The organism is Lachnotalea sp. AF33-28, assembly GCF_003477885.1.
Lineage (GTDB): Bacteria > Bacillota > Clostridia > Lachnospirales > Lachnospiraceae > AF33-28.
This window is the reverse complement of the sequence record NZ_QUEE01000009.1, coordinates 122,937-143,416: the sequence shown is the minus strand read 5'-3', so window position 1 is coordinate 143,416 and position 20,480 is coordinate 122,937. Positions and strand designations below refer to the sequence as shown.

At 51.3% G+C, this 20,480-nt stretch carries 19 protein-coding genes; 15 read left to right on the top strand and 4 right to left on the bottom strand.

The window, feature by feature from the left end; genetic code table 11:
* Positions 1–43: 43 nt before the first annotated feature.
* Positions 44–850, top strand: coding sequence for an aminoglycoside 6-adenylyltransferase (locus DWZ56_RS13940; RefSeq protein ID WP_118557246.1), 807 nt, complete (start codon positions 44–46; stop codon positions 848–850).
* Positions 851–911: 61 nt separating this feature from the next.
* Here DWZ56_RS13940 and DWZ56_RS13935 read toward each other — a convergent pair whose 3' ends face one another.
* Positions 912–1,508 (bottom strand): TVP38/TMEM64 family protein, encoded by a 597-nt coding sequence (locus tag DWZ56_RS13935; RefSeq protein WP_118557245.1) that lies wholly within the window; start codon positions 1,506–1,508, stop codon positions 912–914.
* A complete protein-coding gene (locus tag DWZ56_RS13930; RefSeq protein ID WP_118557244.1) occupies positions 1,499–2,575 on the bottom strand; it encodes a glycosyltransferase family 4 protein in 1,077 nt (358 codons plus the stop codon). The genes DWZ56_RS13935 and DWZ56_RS13930 overlap by 10 nt, the downstream gene beginning before the upstream one ends.
* 306 nt (positions 2,576–2,881) lie before the next feature.
* On the opposite strand from DWZ56_RS13930, the gene DWZ56_RS13925 reads away from it, so the two are divergent.
* Together DWZ56_RS13925 and DWZ56_RS13920 are read left to right on the top strand one after the other, a co-directional pair.
* Positions 2,882–3,445 (top strand): RNA polymerase sigma factor, encoded by a 564-nt coding sequence (locus DWZ56_RS13925; RefSeq protein WP_118557243.1) that lies wholly within the window; start codon positions 2,882–2,884, stop codon positions 3,443–3,445.
* Positions 3,438–4,865, top strand: coding sequence for a serpin family protein (locus DWZ56_RS13920; protein ID WP_118557242.1), 1,428 nt, complete (start codon positions 3,438–3,440; stop codon positions 4,863–4,865). Before DWZ56_RS13925 ends, DWZ56_RS13920 begins: the two co-directional genes overlap by 8 nt.
* A gap of 67 nt (positions 4,866–4,932) precedes the next feature.
* On the opposite strand, the gene DWZ56_RS13915 is transcribed toward DWZ56_RS13920, so the two are convergent.
* Complete coding sequence (locus DWZ56_RS13915) at positions 4,933–5,793, bottom strand: class I SAM-dependent methyltransferase (RefSeq protein ID WP_118557241.1); 861 nt, start codon at positions 5,791–5,793, stop codon at positions 4,933–4,935.
* Positions 5,794–5,970: 177 nt separating this feature from the next.
* Here DWZ56_RS13915 and DWZ56_RS13910 point away from each other — a divergent pair, with 177 nt between their 5' ends.
* The 6 genes from DWZ56_RS13910 to DWZ56_RS13885 all read left to right on the top strand — a co-directional run bounded on the left by DWZ56_RS13910 (position 5,971) and on the right by DWZ56_RS13885 (position 12,783).
* Complete coding sequence (locus DWZ56_RS13910) at positions 5,971–7,017, top strand: DUF4397 domain-containing protein (RefSeq protein ID WP_158584589.1); 1,047 nt, start codon at positions 5,971–5,973, stop codon at positions 7,015–7,017.
* A gap of 423 nt (positions 7,018–7,440) precedes the next feature.
* Positions 7,441–8,328, top strand: coding sequence for a fumarylacetoacetate hydrolase family protein (locus DWZ56_RS13905; RefSeq protein WP_118557239.1), 888 nt, complete (start codon positions 7,441–7,443; stop codon positions 8,326–8,328).
* A gap of 52 nt (positions 8,329–8,380) precedes the next feature.
* A complete protein-coding gene (locus tag DWZ56_RS13900) occupies positions 8,381–8,836 on the top strand; it encodes a GNAT family N-acetyltransferase (RefSeq protein WP_118557238.1) in 456 nt (151 codons plus the stop codon).
* Positions 8,837–8,990: 154 nt separating this feature from the next.
* Positions 8,991–10,043 (top strand): lactonase family protein, encoded by a 1,053-nt coding sequence (locus DWZ56_RS13895; RefSeq protein WP_118557237.1) that lies wholly within the window; start codon positions 8,991–8,993, stop codon positions 10,041–10,043.
* Positions 10,044–10,063: 20 nt separating this feature from the next.
* Positions 10,064–11,167, top strand: a complete 1,104-nt coding sequence (aroC, locus tag DWZ56_RS13890) for a chorismate synthase (RefSeq protein WP_118557236.1) — start codon at positions 10,064–10,066, stop codon at positions 11,165–11,167.
* Positions 11,168–11,178: 11 nt separating this feature from the next.
* Positions 11,179–12,783, top strand: a complete 1,605-nt coding sequence (locus DWZ56_RS13885) for a DUF5597 domain-containing protein (RefSeq protein ID WP_118557235.1) — start codon at positions 11,179–11,181, stop codon at positions 12,781–12,783.
* A gap of 67 nt (positions 12,784–12,850) precedes the next feature.
* On the opposite strand, the gene DWZ56_RS13880 is transcribed toward DWZ56_RS13885, so the two are convergent.
* Entirely contained in the window at positions 12,851–15,490 is a 2,640-nt protein-coding gene (locus DWZ56_RS13880; protein ID WP_118557234.1) for a transglycosylase domain-containing protein, read from the bottom strand.
* A 331-nt stretch (positions 15,491–15,821) separates the two neighbouring features.
* On the opposite strand from DWZ56_RS13880, the gene DWZ56_RS13875 reads away from it, so the two are divergent.
* The 6 genes from DWZ56_RS13875 (at position 15,822) to DWZ56_RS13855 (ending at position 20,453) form a co-directional block, all read left to right on the top strand.
* Positions 15,822–16,100: a DUF6514 family protein gene (locus tag DWZ56_RS13875; RefSeq protein ID WP_147369427.1), complete on the top strand. Its 279-nt coding sequence runs from the start codon at positions 15,822–15,824 to the stop codon at positions 16,098–16,100.
* A gap of 18 nt (positions 16,101–16,118) precedes the next feature.
* Positions 16,119–16,775, top strand: coding sequence for a YigZ family protein (locus tag DWZ56_RS13870; RefSeq protein WP_118557232.1), 657 nt, complete (start codon positions 16,119–16,121; stop codon positions 16,773–16,775).
* Positions 16,776–16,853: 78 nt separating this feature from the next.
* On the top strand, positions 16,854–18,155 hold the full coding sequence (locus tag DWZ56_RS13865; protein WP_118557231.1) for a bifunctional folylpolyglutamate synthase/dihydrofolate synthase: 1,302 nt from the start codon (positions 16,854–16,856) through the stop codon (positions 18,153–18,155).
* Between the two features lie 224 nt (positions 18,156–18,379).
* Positions 18,380–18,523 (top strand): hypothetical protein, encoded by a 144-nt coding sequence (locus DWZ56_RS22940; RefSeq protein ID WP_199679606.1) that lies wholly within the window; start codon positions 18,380–18,382, stop codon positions 18,521–18,523.
* Between the two features lie 42 nt (positions 18,524–18,565).
* On the top strand, positions 18,566–19,939 hold the full coding sequence (locus tag DWZ56_RS13860; protein WP_158584588.1) for a tetratricopeptide repeat protein: 1,374 nt from the start codon (positions 18,566–18,568) through the stop codon (positions 19,937–19,939).
* Positions 19,940–20,117: 178 nt separating this feature from the next.
* The gene (locus tag DWZ56_RS13855; protein ID WP_158584587.1) at positions 20,118–20,453 is read left to right on the top strand and encodes an STAS domain-containing protein; all 336 of its coding nucleotides are present in this window, start codon (positions 20,118–20,120) and stop codon (positions 20,451–20,453) included.
* Positions 20,454–20,480: the final 27 nt, after the last annotated feature.

Below are 20,480 nucleotides of genomic sequence, written 5' to 3'. Positions count from 1 at the left end.
AGAGGCGTACAGGAGTTATTTATATGATGGGAGGGTAAAGGGTATGGCTGTATTTAATACGACAGACCGAAAAAATATTATGGATTATATCCTATCAGTAACCAAACCGAACGAGCATATAATCGCTCTTGTCGCGGTAGGTTCAGGCGCATTCGGTTATATTGACGGATTATCTGATTTAGATATGGTTGTGGCGGTAGACAGCGATGAAAATATGGAAGCTGTAATGAAATTTGTCAATTCACAGCTCAACAAAAAACTGAACTTCATATATTTTAAACAGGCACTGCAGAGACGGCTTCAAGTATATTTATGCGATAACTATCTTGAAATTGATATTGGATACGGTGCTTATACCAGTGCTGCCGCCATTCGAAAAGATTGGAAAGTGCTCTTTGATAAGTCAGCAACAGTGGATGAGATGATGAAGAAATCCTGGGAAAAACGTGAGAGTGAAACCAAAACAGACAGATATAACAAAAAGCTTGTTGAATGCTCAGATACCGTCTGGCATAATCTAATGCACGCTGCTGTGGCAATAAAACGCAGGCAGTATTGGAGAGCTGCCGCCGAACTTGAGCTTGCACGCAACCTGCTAATTGGGCTGCTGGGATGCCGGTATTCGCTTGACACCGGCCGAAACAGGGATGTGGATAAGCTGCCCGAAGCCGAGTTGTCCGTCCTTAAAAAGACGCTTATTCCTGATTTTACACAAGACGCGTTTTGGCGCAGCCTTACCGCGCTTACGGACGCGGTTTATACAGAACTTGAGCGTTTCAGCGAGCAGGCGTGTATCACAGTAAACCGCCAGCAGTTAAATGAATATATAAACGCATGCCGTGATCTATAAGCAGACTGCGAAGGCTGAAAATGTAAGGCACTCCCCGCGTAGGGCAGTGCCTTAATTGTTGTTAATGAATCAGCAGCTGCAGCAGACTGGTGACGCCGATGCTGTACAAAAAGGTGGATGCGGGTTTGCCGAGCAGGATGATGGCGGTAAATTTGCCGAGTTTCATCTTGGTGAGCCCGGCCAGATAGCACAGAAAATCGTCGGGCGCTACCGGGAAGAAGATGGCCAGCGCGAAAAACACATCAAACTTTTTACCCTTGTCCAGCCATCCGATATATTTATTGTAGGTTTTTTCGCTGAACAGCCTTTTTACCATGGGACTTCCATAGTGTTTTGAGATCAGAAACGCACCGATGGAACCCAGGCAGATCCCCACGTAGTTATAGATAAATCCGTATATGGGTCCGAAAGCGATGACGCCCGCCACACATCCCAAGGAGCCGGGCAGGATCGGAAAGACCACCTGAACCGCCTGAAAAGCCATAAAAAGCACAGGCCCCCACAGACCGCAGCTGCGGATAAAAGCGTCCAGTGATTCCGGCGATCTGAAAATTCCCTGCTGATATCCGAAGATCAGCAGTATCACCGTCAGCCCGATGCCGATAAAGGTAGAATAGTTGATCAGTTTATTAAGCCAGTTCACACTTTTTACTTCCATTGATATGCCTCTTTTCTCTTATCAAAGCCCCAGGCCCTTTCTGTTTCAGCCTGTACGGTATCCTCATAGAAATTTAACCACATTTGTCCCACATGTGCTCTGCTGTAAAATTCATGACCTTCAAAAGCGCAGGAGGCCGCATATTCATAGAAAGACTTATCCTGATTCAGCAGCTGCAGAAGGCTTTGAAATTCATTGATATCCTGCCCCCTCTGCACATAATCGAACAAAATATTATCATAAATGTCCAGATCTCTTACCAGTATGGGAATGCGGCAGTTCATGGCTTCCAGTATGGTCATGGGAAACAGCTCTTCATAGGAGGGAAGGAACATCACATCCGCCATATTATAGACTTCATTCATAACCTCGCGGTCCAGCAGCCCCAGCATCCGGACATTTTCCGGAAGGTGCTCCATTTCTTTTTTGATCTCCTCATATCCGTCGGAAATCTTGCCAAAGGAGAATCCTCCCGCCCATATAAATTCCACATCGGGCATCCGCTTAGCCAGCGCAAAGAAGTCCATAATTCCCTTCCTAAGCTGCAGCTGTCCGGCACAGAGCACTGTGAAGCGGTCCTTCGGCAGATGATATTTTTCCCTCAATGTGGATTTTTCATCCGCGGACAGTGGATAAAACTGTTCTTCGGAGACAAAATTGGGGATATAACTCACCTTTTCCCTGGGGATCCCGTACTTTTCCAGCACATCGATGAAATAGGGGTTCACAGTGACCAGGTGATCCATCTGCTTATAAAAAGTGAGAACATATTTATAAAAGATCTTTTTGGCGGCTTTCGGAAGATGAATGCTGTTTTCCAGCGTTTCCGGCAGAAAATGTACATATCCCACAGCCATTCCCCTGTGTTTAATAAAAGGAAGCCTTATGAAAAATTCAGGATTAATGGTATGAATATGTGTGATATCACAGCCTTTGTGTGAATTCTCCAATATTTCAAACCGTCCCTGCAGGACTTCTTTTGCCAGCTTTACCTGTTCATCATGGGCCGACGCCACGCCCTGGCCCTTAACCATATCCGCCTTAGATAACATATTAATCGTATACATACGTGACCCTCCAAATATTCTTCTGCATCGGCAGCTGCCTGCTGCAGCCGCTTGATTTACTGTTCTAAAGAGACTATAACAGAGGAATCTTTCAAAAAACTTTCAAAACATTAACAGGTTTTCGGGGAAAAAATGAAAATTTATGATATGCTGAAATCAACGGCTCTTTGATAAAATATTTTAACAGTTCAGATGGCGGGAAAATGCCCGTCTGAACTGATATTATTTCAAAAAAAAATGTAAGGTTTTGCCGCGTTTGTCGACTTATAAGGTGAAGGCCTTTAAACAGGGGAAGGGGGTTGCGTTTTGGAGGACAGCCGGATTATAGAATTATATTGGAAGAGAAGCTCGGATGCGATTACGCAGTCGAAAGAGAAATACGGTTCATACTGCTTTGCCGTGGCCAATAATATATTGGGAAATACCGAAGATTCGGAAGAGTGTGTCAATGATACCTGGTTTCATGCGTGGAACGCCATGCCTCCCCACCGTCCGGACTCGCTCCGGATGTTTTTTGCAAAGATCACCCGCAGGGTCTCCTTTGACAGATTTAAGCTTCTGTCCGCAAAGAAACGCGGCGGCGGGGAAATAGCGGCTGTCCTGGACGAGCTGGCGGAATGCATTGCGGCTGAAACGGATATCGAAAATGAATTGATCGCCAAAGAGCTCGGAGAGAGTATCCGGCTGTTTGTCAGATCACTTCCGGCGCGGGAGAGCGATATATTCCTTAGACGCTATTTCTTTACAGAACCCATTGAAAGAATTGTCAGCAGGTACGGACTTACATCCAACAATACAGCAGTGATTCTAAGCAGGACACGAAGCAGATTAAAAGACCATCTGATTAAGGAGGGATATCTGGATGAATAGAAAAGATCTATATGAGGCGATCGGCCAGGCTGACAGCGACATGCTGGAGCGAAGCGAAAAAGATAAAAAGAAAGAGAAATCCCGCAGGACGCGGTGGGCCGCAGCTGTGGCCGCGGTTCTGGTAATTGCTGTGATCAGCGCCATTGCCCTGAATCCGCACAATGCGCCCCTGGTGACAACCGCCTATGCGGTCAGTGAAGCCGCGTATCCAAAGATGGCTCCCTATCCAAGCGAAGACGCTCCTTCTTTTGATCGGGACTATGATGCATGGTGGGAATCCGTACAGGCACAGCGCCGTGAGCAGGGATATGCCGATGGGTTGGAACCTTTTTTCGCCTCAGGCATCCGGCAGTTTCTTTCCGGATCTGATACAGAAAACCGCGCCTGCTCCCCGCTGAATATATATATGGCGCTGGGGATGCTTGCGGAATTAACCGGCGGCGGCAGCAGACAGCAGATTCTTGATCTGCTGGGGGCAGACAGCATAGAAGCGCTGCGGTCGCAGGCAGGCGATGTATGGAATGCCCATTACAGGGATGACGGGGCAACCACGAGCATCCTGGCCAGTTCCCTGTGGCTCAATCAGAACATATCCTTTGTGCAGTCCACGCTGGACACCCTCTCTGACACCTATTATGCATCCTCTTTTCAGGGCGAGATGGGATCGGAAGGTTTCAATGATGCGCTGCGAGCCTGGCTGAATGAGCAGACCGGCGGGACGCTAAAGGAGCAGACAGAGGGGATCTCACTGGACAGCAGAACCGTCTTAGCGCTCGCTTCCACCCTATATTTTCAGGCGAGATGGCAGGATGAATTTAATAAAAACAGGACAGAGGCCGGCACTTTTTACAGCGCGGCCGGGGATGAAACCTGTGATTTCATGCATAGCAGCGGCAGCGGCACATACTACTGGGGTGAGCGGTTCGGCGCTGTCACAAAAAATCTTTCCAACGGCGGCGGCACGGTACTCTTTATCCTTCCGGATGAAGGAATCACTGCAGAGGACCTGCTGTCGGATGATGAAGCCATGAATTTCATCCTTTCCAGAGATGAGTGGGAGAACACAAAGCACCTCATCATCAATTTAGCGCTGCCTAAGTTTGACATCACGTCACAGATGGATTTGAATGAGGGTCTTAAGGCGTTGGGGATCACCGATGTATTTGACAGCGGAATGTCTGATTTTACGCCCATGACTACAGACACGGACGGAATCTTTGTATCGAAAACGCAGCACGATGTGAGGGTCGTGATTGATGAGGAAGGCGTAACTGCCTCCGCCTATACCCTTATGACAGAAGCCGGCGCCGGAATGCCGCCCTCCGAAGAGATGGATTTCGTGCTGGACCGCCCCTTCCTCTTTGTTCTTGACAGCTATGACGGTCTGCCACTGTTTGCCGGCATTGTAAACCAGCCATAACCTCTGCGAAGGGGCTGCCACACCTATTTTTTTAACGCCGGTGCGACAGCCCCTTTTTTCGTCCTATCTATTTCTCCCATCTTCCCGAGGCCCCGCACGGCAGCACCAGGCCGCTGGAGGTGACAGGCAGCCCCACCTCATCGGCGGAGATCTTGCCGGCAAACTTAGGGATCACTTCGGTTCCGATCAAATAGGACAGCACAGACGGGGCGAGTCCGGTAGTATAGGAATTGATCAGGAAAAACAGCGGGTCACGGGATAATAGCTGCGCGCAGTTCTGAACAAGAGGGTGTATGGCGTCCTCAATCTTCCAGATCTCCCCCTTTGGCCCTCTGCCATAGGAGGGCGGGTCCATGATGACTGCATCATAGGTGTTGCCGCGGCGCAGCTCCCTTTCGACAAATTTCATGCAGTCATCTACGATCCAGCGTATGGGAGCTGCCTCAAGCCCGCTGGATTTTGCGTTTTCCTTTGCCCAGGTGACCATGCCTTTGGAGGCGTCCACATGGGTGACGGATGCGCCGGCTGCGGCTGCGGCCAGGGTGGCCCCTCCCGTATAGGCGAACAGATTCAGCACCTTAACAGGCCTGCCCGCTGTACGGATCAGCTTTGAGAACCAGTCCCAATTGGCCGCCTGCTCAGGAAAGAGCCCGGTATGTTTAAAACTGAAAGGCTTCAGATTGAATGTAAGGCTTTTATACTGTATGCTCCACTGCTGGGGCAGATCGAAGAACTCCCATTCACCGCCGCCCTTTGAGCTGCGGTGATAGTGGCCGTTTCTCCTTTTCCATCCCGGATGTTTTTTGGGCGTATTCCAGATGACCTGGGGATCGGGCCGGATGAGCAGGTAGGAACCCCAGCGTTCCAGCTTTTCTCCGTCCGATGTATCTATTACTTCATAATCCTTCCATTGATCGGCAATCCACATAGTTGATATCCTCCATTCTGCGTGGGACGTTCACAGCAGCCGTGAACAGTAACGTACTATCAGCTATTATAGACTGAAACTGAAAGATTCGTCAACAAAGTTGATGAATCTATATTTCCTTTTCCCGGCTTGCGCATAGTATAAAGTAAGTATTTTGAAAAAAGGACTATGGATTATATGCTGGATAAGGATAGCTATGAATTTGGGATGATGGAGAACAGAAGCGGGAACCAGAGAGATATCCCGGTGCCGCCGGTAGCGCCGGAAGGGGGAAGACCGGTGTTCCCGGGAGGAAATACCCCGGTGCCGCCGATTGCGCCAGAGGGAGGAAGACCGGTATTTCCGGGAGGAAATACCCCGGTGCCGCCGATTGCCGGAGAGGATGAGCGGCCGGTATATCCGGGAGAGGATTACCCGGTGCCGCCGATCGCCGGAGAGGATGAGCGGCCGGTATATCCGGGAGAGGATTACCCGGTGCCGCCGATCGCGCCGGAGGGAGGCCGCCCTGTCCCGCCCAGCCCGTCCATACCGTTTCCGCCCTTAGGACCCGGCCCGGTGCGCCCGAACCGCCCTGTAAACCAGTTTGCAACCGTACGCTTTCTAAATGCGGCCACCAACAATCTGCCGATGAATGTTTCAATCGACAACCGCCAGGTAGTAGGCGGGCTGCAGTTCGGTGAAGTATCCTCCTACAGCAGGGTTGGAGACGGTTTCCGCACAGTAGTGATCACCAGCGCCAGCGGTCCGAGAATGATCTTTTATAACAGGACCATACCCTTTATCGCGGGTTCCAGGACCACCTATGTGATCGTGGACACCGTAAACGGCCTGGATCTTGTATCCGTACCGGATCAGTCCTGTCGGAACATGTCACGCGAGCTGGGATGTCTGCGTGTTGCCAATATGTCCTATGAAAATTCCGCTTTCGATGTCCTGCTCTACGGCGGAGAAACGGTATTCCGCGATGTGCGGTTCAAGGAAGTCACGCCCATGAAGCAGGCCCGCCCCGGTGAGTACGATTTCTATATCACCAACGCCGCCCGGATCGGTGTCATACGGGAGATTCCTATCATTGTCATAGGAAACTTCCGCCCGGGCAATATGGCCAGTGAGCCTCTGCTTTCCTTTGGTGTTGACATAGAAGAAGGCGGCAGATACACCTGCTATATCATAGGGAATTCCTGGTCATCCGCTAACTTAAGAGTGGTTACCGTCATGGATTAATTTGAAAAGACAGTAAGTTAACAGCAGCCCTGCGGAGTTACTATTTACGGTTGCCGATAAAGCAGCACATGTCGGGACAGTGTATGGTCCTCATTGGGATCCCTTGGAGCCCGCCGGTTCTTTCGCTGCGTAGTTTGCAGCGTTAGAACCGCTGAGCGCTTCACGGAGCGAGAGCGTGTCCCAATGAGGACCATATACTGTCCCGACATGCGCGGTAGGTTTACGGCAACTGTGAATAGTAATCCTGCGGATGGAAATTGATCTTCGGTCAACTCAAAAATCTTGCCTAATTTCAGCGGCTGTGCTATGCTATAGGCAGCGTTTGGGCGATTCTGCCGAAGCATTTGCGGCTGGATAAAAATGCGTATTCAGCCTGTTTTGATATGTGTTATATGTGCGCCGCAGCGCACGGGTGGAGAGAAAATGAAACTGTTGACCTTCCGAAAAGACGGAGCGGAGAGTATAGGCGCGTTATCGGAAAACGGAAAATACGTTTATCCGCTTACAGCATTTGGAATCACCGATCAGAGCATGAATGAGCTGATTGACAACTGGACATTGGAGAAAAAAGAACGGATCGAAAACAGAATGTCCGATGGAGGGGTTCGGCCGGAATACAGAGTGACAGAGCTGGAGATACTGGCGCCGATACCCGTGCCTAAGCAGGATATGATCTGTCTTGGAATCAATTATATGGAACATGCCGCTGAATCGGCCAGGTATAAGAAAGAGGCTTTTGGAGGCGAGCGCCCCTATGCCGTTTATTTTTCCAAACGTATCAACGAAGCGGTGCCGGATAAAGGCGTGATAGAAAGCCACAGTGATCTCACGGACAGCCTGGACTATGAGGCGGAGCTGGCTTTTATCGTTGGCAAGGATGCGAAGGATGTGGCCGAAGAGGATGTGGAGGAATATATTTTCGGATATACGATTATAAATGATGTCAGTGCGCGGGAGGTGCAGACCAGGCATAAACAGTGGTATTTTGGAAAAAGTCTGGACAGGTTTACGCCGATGGGACCGTGGATTGTGACTGCGGATGAGATCAGCTTTCCGCCGAGGCTTGCCGTGAGATCCCGTGTGAACGGAGAGCTTAGGCAGGACGGCAATACAAAACAGCTGATTTTCGGCATTCCGCACATCATGCAGGAACTCACCAGGGGCATGACACTGAAGGCCGGAACCATTGTGGCAACGGGCACGCCGGCGGGAGCGGGCATGGGATTTGATCCGCCGAAGTTTTTAAAGCCGGGCGATGTGGTGGAGTGTGAAATAGAATCGATCGGGCGGCTGACGAACACGGTCGGATAAAACGTTTGATAATGAACAGAAGGAGCGCGCCCGGAACGCGGCAGTACATAAGATGGAAAACGATGAGCTATTGATACTTCAGAAAAATATAATTACTGTGGATATGTATCTGAAGCTGCGCAAGTCTGTGGGATGGAAGGAACTTACCCGTAAACAGGCACAGAAAGCGCTGGACAACAGCCTGTGCACGATGTGCGTGACGCTGGCGGGACAACCCATCGGCATGGGCAGGCTTGTGGGCGACGGCGCGGTGATCTGCTATATACAGGATCTGATCATCCATCCCAATGCCCAGGGGCTTGGTGTGGGAGATTTACTGATGAAAGGGCTGATCGAATATGTGACGGAGATGACGACGGACGGGACGGAGATGATGCTGGATCTGATGTGCGCGAAAGGGCGTGAAACCTTTTATGAGCGCCATGGATTCCTGGCGCGTCCCACACAGGAGCTGGGGCCGGGAATGATCCGTTATATAGATAAGCGCAGGGCAAAGCCAGATAATTAATCATCAACCTGCGGTTGGTGACATGAAAAGCGGAAGCACACTGAGGTGTGCGCAGGTCATCAACCTGCGGTTGGTGACATGAAAAGCGGAAGCACACTGAAGTGTGCGCAGGTCATCAACCTTCGGTTGGTGACATGAAAAAGGAGGACAAGCGATGGCAGGAAGATATGTAGCATATGTAGGTTCATACACCTATCTTGGCGACAGCAGAGGAATCACCATATATGATGTGGATGTGGAGAACGGCAAATTTGCGAAAAAGGACGAGGTGGAAGTCAATAACGCTTCGTACATGGCTCTGTCGAATGACAGGAAATATCTCTATTCCATTGCGGATGAGGGGATTGTAACCTTTAAGATCCTTCCGGACGGCTGTCTGGAAAAGATCGGGATTGCGGGAATCCGCGGTATGAGAGGCTGCTTTCTGTCACTGGATGCGGCAAATGAATACATTTTTGTGGCAGGATACCATGACGGCAAGGCGACGGTGCTGCATATGAACCAGGACCGTACGGTGGGCGCTATTGCGGACGGCATGTTTGACAAGGGGCTGGGCAGCGTGGCTGAGCGCAGCCATAAACCACATATCAGCTGCACCAGACTGACGCCGGATGAGAAATATCTCTGCGTGGCGGATCTGGGTATCGATCAGATCAAGATCTTCGCATTTGATAAGAGAACAGGAAAGATCTCTCTGAAGGATGTGCTGCGCTGTGAGCTGGATTCGGCTCCGCGCCATCTCATGTTCAGTTCGGACGGCAGATTTATGTATCTGATTTCAGAGCTGAAAAATTATATTTCTGTTTATACTTATGACGGATCAGGAAAAGTGCCGAAATTCGAACTGCAGCAGAAGATATCGACGGTAGGAGCAAAATGCAGCTCTGTGAGCGCGGCCTGTGCGATCAAATTTACGCCTGACGAAAAGTATATCATGTGCAGCAATGCCGGTGATAACAGTGTGGGGCTGTTTGAGCGCAATGAGGAAACCGGGCTGCTGACCCAGCGGTGCGTACTGCCGATCAGCGGTGAGTATCCTAAAGATTTCGGATTTTTCCCGGACGGGAGGCATATATTTTCTGTCAACCATGACAGCGATACGCTTACATTCTTTAATGTAAACTATGAAAAAGGGCTGATCAGCATGAATCAGAGGCCGGTGAAGGTGGACGAGCCCAACTGCGGTCTGATCGTGGAATTAGCTTAAGGAGTAATACAGGAGATCATATGGCAGGATCTATTTTTGGAAATCATTTTCAGATATCCACGTGGGGAGAGTCCCATGGAACCGCACTGGGGGTAGTGGTGGACGGCTGTCCGGCCGGCCTTCCCCTCTGTGAGGAGGATATACAGGTTTATCTGGACCGCAGGAAGCCGGGACAGAGCGCATATACCACAAAACGGCAGGAGAGCGACCGCGTGCAGATCCTTTCCGGTATATTTGAAGGAAAGACTACAGGCACGCCGATCGCCATGACGGTGATGAACGAGAGCCACAGATCGGCGGATTATTCGGAGATTGCCGGATACTACCGGCCGGGCCATGCGGATTATACGTTTGATGCCAAATATGGCTTTCGGGATTACCGGGGAGGAGGGCGTTCCTCTGGCCGGGAGACGATTGCCAGGGTAGCGGCCGGAGCTGTTGCCATAAAGCTGCTTCATACGCTGGGAGTGGATATTTTTGCGTATACCGCGGCCATCGGCGGGCGAGCGGCGGACCCGCAGCGGTTTTCACGGGAAGAGATCCGAAACAATCCGTTCTGTATGCCGGATGCAGAATGCGCGCGCCAGACGTCGGACTATCTGAAGGAAGTGATGGCAGAAAAGGATTCGGCAGGCGGCATAGTGGAATGTATAGTGAAGAACCTTCCGGCGGGGGTGGGTAATCCGGTGTTTGATAAGCTGGATGCCTGCCTGGCCCATGCGGTCTTTTCCATAGGCGCAGTGAAGGGTTTTGAGATCGGGGACGGGTTTGAGGCCGCGAAAGCCATGGGCTCATTCAACAACGATGCGTTTGCCGCCCGAGCGGATGGCAGCGTGATAAAAAGAACGAATCATGCGGGAGGGATATTAGGAGGAATCAGCGACGGTTCGGATCTTATCCTGAGGGCGGCTTTTAAGCCCACGCCCAGCATAGCAAGACCCCAGCCCACTGTCAGCAAGGACGGCAGGGAGATAACGGTGGAAATCAGAGGCAGACACGATCCGATCATTGTACCCAGAGCGGTGGTGGTGGTGGAAGCGATGACCGCCCTGACGATTGCCGATCTGATGCTTGAAGGCATGGGCAGCCGTCTGGAGGATTTTCAGGCAGTGTGGAAAAGATAAGGGGGAAACTTATGGGAGAATGGTTATTTCAGTCTAAGGGGAAACAGGTGCTTGTGCTGGGGGTACAGTGCCATAATTCCAGCGCTTATGATGCTGCGGAGATGGAAACTGCCTGGCAGGTGCTGGAGCAGATGAACGGCAATACGATGGAAGTGCCGGTCTATTGGGATAAAATCGAACCGGAGGAGGGCCGGTTCGATTTTTCTATTGTGGATGATTTGCTGGACCAGGCCCGTGCGCGCGGCAAATACCTGATTTTTCTCTGGTTTGCCACCTGGAAGAACGGTTCCATGAAATACTGCCCTCTCTGGGTCAAGCACGATCAGGAACGGTTTCACAGGGTGATTAATCAGGACGGCATAGCCCTGCCACTCCTGTCCCCGCACTGCGCCGGCAATCGGAATGCCGATGCAAAAGCTTTCCGCGAATTGATGAAATATATTGGGAAAGCGGACTCGGAGCATCAGACCGTGCTCGCCGTACAGGTGGAGAATGAGCCGGGATATGCCGCGCGGACCGTCTGCGATTACGGGCCGGATGGCCGTGAAGCTGCCGCAGGCAGAGTTCCCGGAGAGGTGCTGGATTTTATCATAAGCGAGGGGGCTGGCAGTGAATTTGGCGCCTGGAAGGCAGCCGGAGGCCGAGCCGGCGGCACATGGCAGGAGGTATTTGGCAGCCGCGGATACGATCTGATGACCGCGCATGCGGTGGCTTCCTATATAGACTATGTGGCTGCCTGCGGAAAAGCGGAATATGAACTTCCCATGTACGTGAATGTATGGCTGGATCATCAGCTCTGGGATCAACCGGGGCTCGGCTATCCGGCCGGCGCTCCGGTCACCCGCAACCTTGTGCTGTGGAAGAGCTGCACGCCGCACCTGGACTTTATCGCCCCTGATGTCTATCTGCAGCCTATGAGCCAGGTGAAGGAAATATACAGCGCTTATGCCCGTCCGGACAATCCCCTGTACATACCGGAATCCAGCCCGGCGGTCAGCAATGCGCTCAATATGGTGAAGGGCTTTGCAGAGCATGGGCTCCAAGGGATCTGTTATTTCGGAGCGGAAAGCTATCTGAACCTGCAGGGGGAGCTGGAAGAAGGCGCCGAGCCCGGCAGACAGAATTATCAGTTCCTAGGCGCCATAGCGCCGCTGCTCATAAAATACCGCGGCACGGGCCGCATACACGCCCTCTACCAGGAGGAGTTCGCGCTGGAGATGCAGCTCAAACTTAGAAATTATGAGGCGGTTGTATCTTTTGACAGCAATCCGGCCGCAGATCTTGGCAGAATCCGCAGCCGGCGGGTGGGATGGTTCAACAAAAAGTGGGAGGGCAAAGCCTCCCGGGGCCGCGGCATACTGATCGAATGTGAAGACGGCACCCTATACCTGGCCGGCGCCGGAATCCGTCTGTCCCTGCGCCGTTTCCATGACGAAGGCGTTCCTTACAGTCCCATAGTGGAAGAGCGCCATGTAAACTACGATCTGGTATGGGAAGGCACACTGTCTTACGACTGCACTTTCACCCGCCGCCGCATCCGCAGCGGCGATGAAACCGATAACGCTATCTTCGCCACACCCGACAGCGGCGTTATAAAGATAGTCCTGGGAGATTGATCATGTGTTTTTGAGCGCTGAGCGCGAGTTCTTCATTGCGGGCTTGCATTTAGTTTAAGAGAATCTCCTACTGATCCCCATTGCCAAACCAGCTGCTCAAATCCGGCAGACTGTATTCCGGCACTCCGGTATGCACATGGCAGGTTGCCGTGCTGGCATCGGCCGGCATTGCATACAGTGAATCATCGGTGTCGCCCGCCGCATCCGGGGGAAGGATCATATAGACGCTCTTCTGCTTGTTTTCATCCGGGCAGAACGGTCCTGCCAGTTCTCCGGATTCCGTACAGATTGTAACCTCCACATGCTTATCGCATACTTCGGTAGGGGCTGTGCCTCTGGCGAAATATTCCGTATATACCATACTGCCGCGGGGATCCGCATCGCATACGCCCCCGATGGCCAGCTTGCCGGATTTACGGCAGATCTGCACCGCCTCCATATCCAGCGTGGCAGGATCCGTAAAACCGATATCCGGCATGCCTTCATGGATTCTGGTCATGATCTTGGACCAGATTTTCTGATGATAGTTCTGGCTGCCGATGATTTCCGAGTTCTCGTCATATCCGGTCCATACGCCCGCCGTATAATAGGGGGAGAAACCCAGGAACCACTTATCATTGTCGGCCGTAGTCGTACCGGTCTTGCCGGCGATGGACATGCCGGACACGTCCGCATTGGTACCGGTCGCGGAGGGGCTGCCCGGATTTGTTTTCGGATACGGATGGGGATCCATGGTCTCGTTCATCGCATCAGTCAGCAGGAATGCGGTGGACGGTTTGATTACGGTTTTCGTAATCGGTTTATTTTCCAATATAATGTTGCCGTCGTGATCCAGTATCTTGGTATAGAACACAGGCTTGGTATACACGCCGCCGTTTGCTATGGCTGCATAAGCGGCTGTAGTCTCAAGATTTGTAACGCCGTCTGTAAGACCGCCCAGCGCCAGAGCGGCGCCGATATCCGTCTTTACGGTGTTATCCTTCTGCACACGGCTCTCCACCAGAGTGGTGAAGCCGAAGTTAAGCAGATACTGGTAGCCGAGCTCCGGCGTGACCGTTTCCACCAGACAGCGGGTGGCGACGATATTCATGGAATATACGATACCCTGGCGGATATTGGAATACCCCATATAGCTGTTGCCCCAATAGTTGCTGAAGGTTTTATTGCCGACGCTGAAAGGCGCGTCATAATATACGGAAGCCAGCGTATCGCCCTGGATATCGATGGCAGGGGCAAAGGCTGCTAAAACCTTAAAGATGGAACCGGGCTGCCTGGTGGTATTGGTGGCGCGGTTTAAGGAAAGGCTGGCCTGCTTTTCGCCGCGGCCTCCGGTGACGGCGCGGACATATCCCGTGTCGTTTTCAATGACTACAAAGGAGAGCTGGGGCTGAAGTGTTTTGATGATATCCACTTTGGCCGTGTCGCCTTCCTGCATGACGGAAGCCTTGAAGTCTTCGATGCACTGATCCAGATCCGCTTCCTCAATAAAGATCAGATCGCTCTTGCCGGACGTTTCTTTACGGAATCTCTTGACATCCTGTTCGTTGTAGCTGTCCGTGCTGCCGTCCGCATGGGTGATGGTGATCTTGCCTGAAAAAGAATATTTGGTACAGGACTTCGGATAATTATCCGGATTGTTGATTTCATCATCCATGATGTTCTGGATTCGGGAATCCTGGGTGGTGTAAATCCTTAAGCCCCCGCTGTAGAGCATGTTGTGGGCCTGAGTCTCTGTATAGCCCTTGTAAGTCTGCAGATCGTCCATAACCTGTTCGATCAGTTCGTCCACAAAGTAGCTGTAGATGTAATTGGTAGTGGAGGTGATCTCCGCATTTGCCTCCTGAATGCGGGTGTAGACATCGTCATTCAGAGCGATATCACGTTCCTGTTCGGAGATCAGGCCCTGTTCGCACATATCGTTTAAGACCTTTGTGCGCCGTTCGTTATTTTTTTCCGGATGGGTGATCGGGTTGTATTTGGACGGATTCTGGGTGATCGCCGCGATGGTGGCGCATTCGGAAAGCGTCAGCTGGGACACATCCTTATTAAAATAGCGGTTGGATGCGGACTGCACGCCCAGCGTATTGTTGCCCAGATTGATCGTGGTCAGATACTGGACAAGGATATCCTTCTTGTCCATCTCTTTCTCAAGTTCCAGGGCCAGATACTGCTCCTGAATCTTCCGTTCCAGCTTGGCGCCGAATCCCTTTTCGGCTCCGCCTTCAAAAATCGTATTTTTCAGCAGCTGCTGCGTGATGGTGCTGGCGCCTTCGGTGAATTTAAATCCGTTGGTCAGACCGATGACACCGGCTCTTAAGATGCCTTTTAAGTCAATGCCGTTGTGGGTCCAGAAACGCGAATCCTCAATGGCGACAAACGCGTCGATCAGATCCTGGGGCAGCTGGTCGTAGGTTACCGGTTTTCGGTTGGAAGATGCCTTTACGAGCGTCTGGATCTGTTCGCCGGCCGAATCGTATACGATTGTCAGATATCCGCTGGGCTCCACATCCACAGGGGTGATCTCCGGCGAATTGTCCAGAATCCCCTTCACCATGCCGAGTCCCAGACATACGCCTGTTACGCTGATCAGCAGCACAATGACCAGCACTGCCTTCAATATGTTGATAAGAGCTTTAGTTTTCAGTTTTTTAGCTGTAGAATTTACGGCCTTTATCTGTTTACGGGTTCCTCTTTTTCCGTAATTCATATAAAGTCTGGCCTCCTTTTCATTAATACAATGTCACCATTAAGTGCCATTATAACAGACAATCCCCGATAAATAAAGTTACAAAATGATTACATGCCCCAAACCTGCCCTGAACTGTTACCTTAAATGCCATATTATGACGAAAATATGTCAAGCTTTGCGATCAATACCCCTTTTCATTTTTGCCCTGATTTTGTATAATAAAACGTAACTATTTAATACTTCCGATAAAATGCGCACTTTTATGAGCTGCGCGGACCGCGGGGCGGCGATATGAAATGACGTTTTATAAATGAAATGCGCCGGAAAGAGGCGCGGATGGGGAAGAAAAATGAATAAAAATCATCTTATCGGTACAAAAGAGCTTACTTATGACAACGCACATAAGATGAAACTTGAGTATTTTCTGATCAGTGAGGACAGGGAAAGAACGAGATCTTTATACGGCATCCGCATTAGAAAAACGGTGGATGCACGGCAGGTGGAGACGGAAACCACTCCTGCGCTGTCTGCATCCAGGGATTTTGTGGAGCAGATGATCTATAAGCTGATGGTAAATACGGTAACCCCCATAACGCTTTATGAGGTAGTGGACGATCTGATAGGATAACGAGGTAAGAATATACATATGATAAAGAGCTATAAAACAGTTCTGCGGGGCGGCGAGGCCGAGATTGTGGAAAAGAAGTCCCGTTTTATTGCCGCCGCAGAACATGTGGAGACAGAGGAGGAGGCTGCTGCCTTCATCCAGGGAATAAGAAAGAAATATTGGGATGCCAGCCATCATTGCTCTGCGTATATAATAGGAAAAAATGCTGAGCTCATGCGCTGCAGTGACGACGGGGAACCGGGACAGACTGCCGGGCACCCTATGCTGGATGTGCTGCAGGGTGAGAAGCTTAGGGATGTATGTATTGTGGTAACGAGATATTTTGGGGGTACGCTGCTTGGAACCGGCGGTCTGGTGCGGGCCTATTCGGGAGCGGCGGCTGCGGGACTGCGTGCCAGCCGGATCGTTGAAAAAAAGCTGGCCAGGCAGATCTGCCTGGGCTGTGACTATAACACTCTGGGGAAACTGCAGTATCTGATCGCCAGGGCGGACTATAAGATCCTGGAGAGCAGATATACGGAGGCGGTGGAGCTGGAGGTGCTTGTCCCATTTGATGAATGTGCCGGATTTGAAGAGCTGGTGACGGATCAGACCGGCGCCAGAACAGCGATTACGGAAGGCCGGCAGATCTATTACGGCATGGACGGCCAGGATATTCTGCTGTTCGACCGCTGATACAGTGAGGATACAGGATGGATCACGCAGAGGATAAAGCAGCGGATACGGGTCCGCGCAAGCAGGAGTAAAGAGAGCATGGATGAGAATACAGTTACTTATGAAGAAGCGGTGTCTTATATATTAGAAATCCCCAAATTTGCGAAAAAGCCTGCAATCGGCCATACGCAGGAACTGCTTATGAGGCTGGGCAATCCGCAGGATACGATGAAGATCGTTCACGTGGCCGGAACCAACGGCAAAGGAAGTGTATGCGCTTTTTTCACTTCCATGCTCATGGAGTCCGGTTTTCATACAGGCACATTCACCTCTCCGCATCTGATGAGGATCAACGAGAGGATCAGCATAGACGGCATGTCCATCGGTGACGGGATCTTTACAAAAGCCTTTGTCAAGGTGAAAACGGCAGCGGAAGGGATGGAACATCCATCTTTTTTTGAGTTTCTGTTTTTGATGGCCATGGTGATCTTTCAGGAACAAAAAGTAGAATATGCGGTGATAGAGGTGGGAATGGGCGGCCGGCTGGATGCCACCAATGCGGTCTCTCATCCGGCTATCAGCGTGATCACGTCCATAAGCCTGGATCATACACAGATCCTGGGTGATACAGTGGAGAAGATTGCCCGGGAAAAGGCGGGTATCATAAAGAGCGGCATACCGGTGGTATTTGACGGAAATGACGCGGATGCATCGGCAGTGATACGAAAAGCTGCCGAAGAAAAGAATTCCCCGTACCGCATGGTGAGCAGGGAATGCTATGAGACAGCAGAGCGGACAGGCTCAGGCATGACCGTCCTCATCAAGAGCGGACCGCTGGCCGGCACCGGGCTTAGGATACCGATGGCTGCCGCTTATCAGGCGGATAACGGGGTACTGGCGCTGACCGCTTACATGGAGCTGATGAAGGGCAGGGAGGGAGCGCTTGACACGGCGCTTGCGGGAATAGAGAAAACCAGATGGGCAGGCCGCATGGACGAAGTGCTGCCCGGAGTCTATTTTGACGGAGCCCACAATCCCGATGCAATAATGCGCCTTGCGGAAACGGCATCCCGGATCCCCTGTGAGGGAAAAAAGATTTTGCTGTTTTCCGCCGTTAAGGATAAGGCGATCCGTGTAATGGCGCAAATGCTCTGCGAGCCGGGGCTTTTTGATGAAATCGTCCTGACTCACATAGACAATCCCCGGGCCGCCTCCGTAAAAGAGCTGGAAGAGATCTTTGATGCCTGCGGAAAAACGTGTAAAACGATAGAGGATAACAGGGAAGCATTCCGCTATGCCCTTGGAAGAAAGGCAGCGCATGACCGTCTCTTCTGCGCCGGCTCCCTATATTTGGTTGGCAGATTAATGGAATATGTGGTACAATGTCCACGAAGGCAATGAGCAGTGCGGGAGGATGCGGCCTCATGCGGCCGTTGTGCTCGCACATAAGGCCGCATGAGGCCGCATCCTCCCATAGGGCGAAGCCCGTGAGCGAGATGAAGCGCAGCGGAATCGAGCTGCACTGCGGACCCGCCCCATGCCGCGGACTTATCCCCCGCAGCTACCTCCCCCCCCCTCGCCCGCCCCTCACACAGCAAAGTAGAAGTTCTCGAAAGGTAAAACCAATGATCGATTTTGAAGAAGAATTAAAAAAATTCCAGCCAAGCAAAGAAGTAGACGATACAGAAGAAACCATAAGAAAACGCAACATAACCGATATGACCGATATCATGCGGCAGCTGCTCAAGGAAGTCAGGGAAAACCAGTGAGATATACGGTAGGCACGATACCCTGCAGAAATGAGGAGTTCAATGGATTGTTATAATTGCGGAAGCAAACTGGGCGCTGGCCAGATCTGTCTGAAATGCGGCGCCGCAGTGAGCGTATATAAAAGAATCATGCACACGGCCAACAGCCTGTACAATGCAGGGCTGGCAAAGGCTAAGGTCAGGGATCTAAGCGGTGCCGCGGCGGTGCTCACGCAGTGCCTGGAGTTAAACAAACGGCATACCGACGCCAGAAACCTGCTGGGCCTCATTTACTATGAGACCGGTGAAACCGTGGATGCCATGACCGAATGGGTGATCAGCAAAAATTTTCAGCCCGAAGGCAATGAAGCGGACCGGTATCTGAAGCTCCTGCAGCAGAATCAGGCCCGGCTTAAAAGCATAGACACCACCAACCGTAAGTTCAATCAGGCGCTGGAGCTTGCGCGCACAGGGAGCGATGATCTCGCCGTGCTGCAGCTCTTAAAAGTGATCAATCTGAATGCACGGTTTGTAAAGGCGTACCAGCTGCTGTCCCTTCTCTATATCCATCGCGGCGAGTATAAAAAAGCGCACACCACGATCCGGAAGGCGCTGGAGATAGACAAGACAAACGACACGTCCCTGCGCTATATGCAGGAGATTAAGCAAAACGGCAAAAGGGAGAAGTCGGAGCAGAAAAAGCAGGAAAAGCGGCGGGAAAGTACCGTAATGATCAACACCACGGACGAATCCATCGTGCCCAGCTATAAGCCGGGCACCGGCATTCTCTCCGCAGTGCTGTATGTGCTGGGCGGGCTGGCCCTCGGCCTCGCTATCGCCTGGTTTGTCATCATTCCTTCCGTGAAGCATGACATGAACCGTAAATTTGATGAAACCCTGATGGGATACGGGGATAAAATGTCCTCTAACCAGGCGGAGGTATCCGGCCTTACGCAGCAGGTGGAGAAGCTGGAGAATGAGAAAGAGCAGCTGCAGAACCAGTTGAACGGATATACGGACCCGGGCGGTATCCTAAGCACCTACGATGCGCTTTTGGAGGTGTTAAACGCATATGTAAAACAGGACTTCATTGCGGCGATCAACGCCTATGGCAGCGTAGACGCGTCCAAGGTGACCTCACAGGTATTCCAGCAGGTTTATGCCGGCCTAAAAGAGGAGATTGAAACCAACGGATTTACGACGCTGTTTAATACGGCTAAAGCGGCCTATGACAGCCGGGATTATGAAACAGCCCGGGATAATTTCCTGATGTGCCTGGAGTTAAATCCTGACGATGTGGAGAGCAAATACTGGCTGGGGCTTTCCTACCACAATCTGGGAGACAAGGAAACAGCCTTTGAATATTATACGGATATCATTGATAACTATCCGGATTCCCCTTTTGCGGAATTTTCCAGGACTCACAGGGGATATTAAGACGTAAGAAACGCATACCGGTGTGTCGGCACACCGGGGTGCACAGGATGATCGGCATCCATAGACGAAAGAGAGTACACTACGAAAGAGCAAACAGCGCCCGTAGTGTATTCTTTTTTTCTGCAAAGTTATGTATCACAGAAAATCACGCGCAGGAAATGCGCAGATAGGAGCACCTATGAAAGTAGATCATACAGAAATGAGTTATCAGTCGGAAGTGCGGACACTGACCGTCCATCTTCCGTCAGAGGTGGATCACCACACCAGCAAGAATCTAAGGGAGCAGTCGGAACAGTTTTTGGATACGTTTGACATACAGAGGATTGTTTTTGACTTTTCCGATACGGATTTTATGGACAGCTCCGGGATCGGAATACTCCTGGGCAGATATAAGCGCATGAAGCAGGCCGGAGGGGATGTGGTGGTCTGCGGCGTAAATGAGAGAATCAACCGCATACTGAAGATGTCCGGAATCTATCAGATCATACCGCAGATGGAGCTTAAATATCAGTGAAGAGCAGTCTGACAGGAAGCAGATAAA

Coding starts and splice junctions, on each gene's coding strand:
- DWZ56_RS13940 (WP_118557246.1), top strand. CDS start 44: ATGGCTGTATTTAATACGACAGACCGAAAAAATATTATGGATTATATC.
- DWZ56_RS13935 (WP_118557245.1), bottom strand. CDS start 1,508: ATGGAAGTAAAAAGTGTGAACTGGCTTAATAAACTGATCAACTATTCT.
- DWZ56_RS13930 (WP_118557244.1), bottom strand. CDS start 2,575: ATGTATACGATTAATATGTTATCTAAGGCGGATATGGTTAAGGGCCAG.
- DWZ56_RS13920 (WP_118557242.1), top strand. CDS start 3,438: ATGAATAGAAAAGATCTATATGAGGCGATCGGCCAGGCTGACAGCGAC.
- DWZ56_RS13915 (WP_118557241.1), bottom strand. CDS start 5,793: ATGTGGATTGCCGATCAATGGAAGGATTATGAAGTAATAGATACATCG.
- DWZ56_RS13910 (WP_158584589.1), top strand. CDS start 5,971: ATGCTGGATAAGGATAGCTATGAATTTGGGATGATGGAGAACAGAAGC.
- DWZ56_RS13905 (WP_118557239.1), top strand. CDS start 7,441: ATGAAACTGTTGACCTTCCGAAAAGACGGAGCGGAGAGTATAGGCGCG.
- DWZ56_RS13900 (WP_118557238.1), top strand. CDS start 8,381: ATGGAAAACGATGAGCTATTGATACTTCAGAAAAATATAATTACTGTG.
- DWZ56_RS13895 (WP_118557237.1), top strand. CDS start 8,991: ATGGCAGGAAGATATGTAGCATATGTAGGTTCATACACCTATCTTGGC.
- aroC (WP_118557236.1), top strand. CDS start 10,064: ATGGCAGGATCTATTTTTGGAAATCATTTTCAGATATCCACGTGGGGA.
- DWZ56_RS13885 (WP_118557235.1), top strand. CDS start 11,179: ATGGGAGAATGGTTATTTCAGTCTAAGGGGAAACAGGTGCTTGTGCTG.
- DWZ56_RS13880 (WP_118557234.1), bottom strand. CDS start 15,490: ATGAATTACGGAAAAAGAGGAACCCGTAAACAGATAAAGGCCGTAAAT.
- DWZ56_RS13875 (WP_147369427.1), top strand. CDS start 15,822: ATGAATAAAAATCATCTTATCGGTACAAAAGAGCTTACTTATGACAAC.
- DWZ56_RS13870 (WP_118557232.1), top strand. CDS start 16,119: ATGATAAAGAGCTATAAAACAGTTCTGCGGGGCGGCGAGGCCGAGATT.
- DWZ56_RS13865 (WP_118557231.1), top strand. CDS start 16,854: ATGGATGAGAATACAGTTACTTATGAAGAAGCGGTGTCTTATATATTA.
- DWZ56_RS22940 (WP_199679606.1), top strand. CDS start 18,380: ATGATCGATTTTGAAGAAGAATTAAAAAAATTCCAGCCAAGCAAAGAA.
- DWZ56_RS13860 (WP_158584588.1), top strand. CDS start 18,566: ATGGATTGTTATAATTGCGGAAGCAAACTGGGCGCTGGCCAGATCTGT.
- DWZ56_RS13855 (WP_158584587.1), top strand. CDS start 20,118: ATGAAAGTAGATCATACAGAAATGAGTTATCAGTCGGAAGTGCGGACA.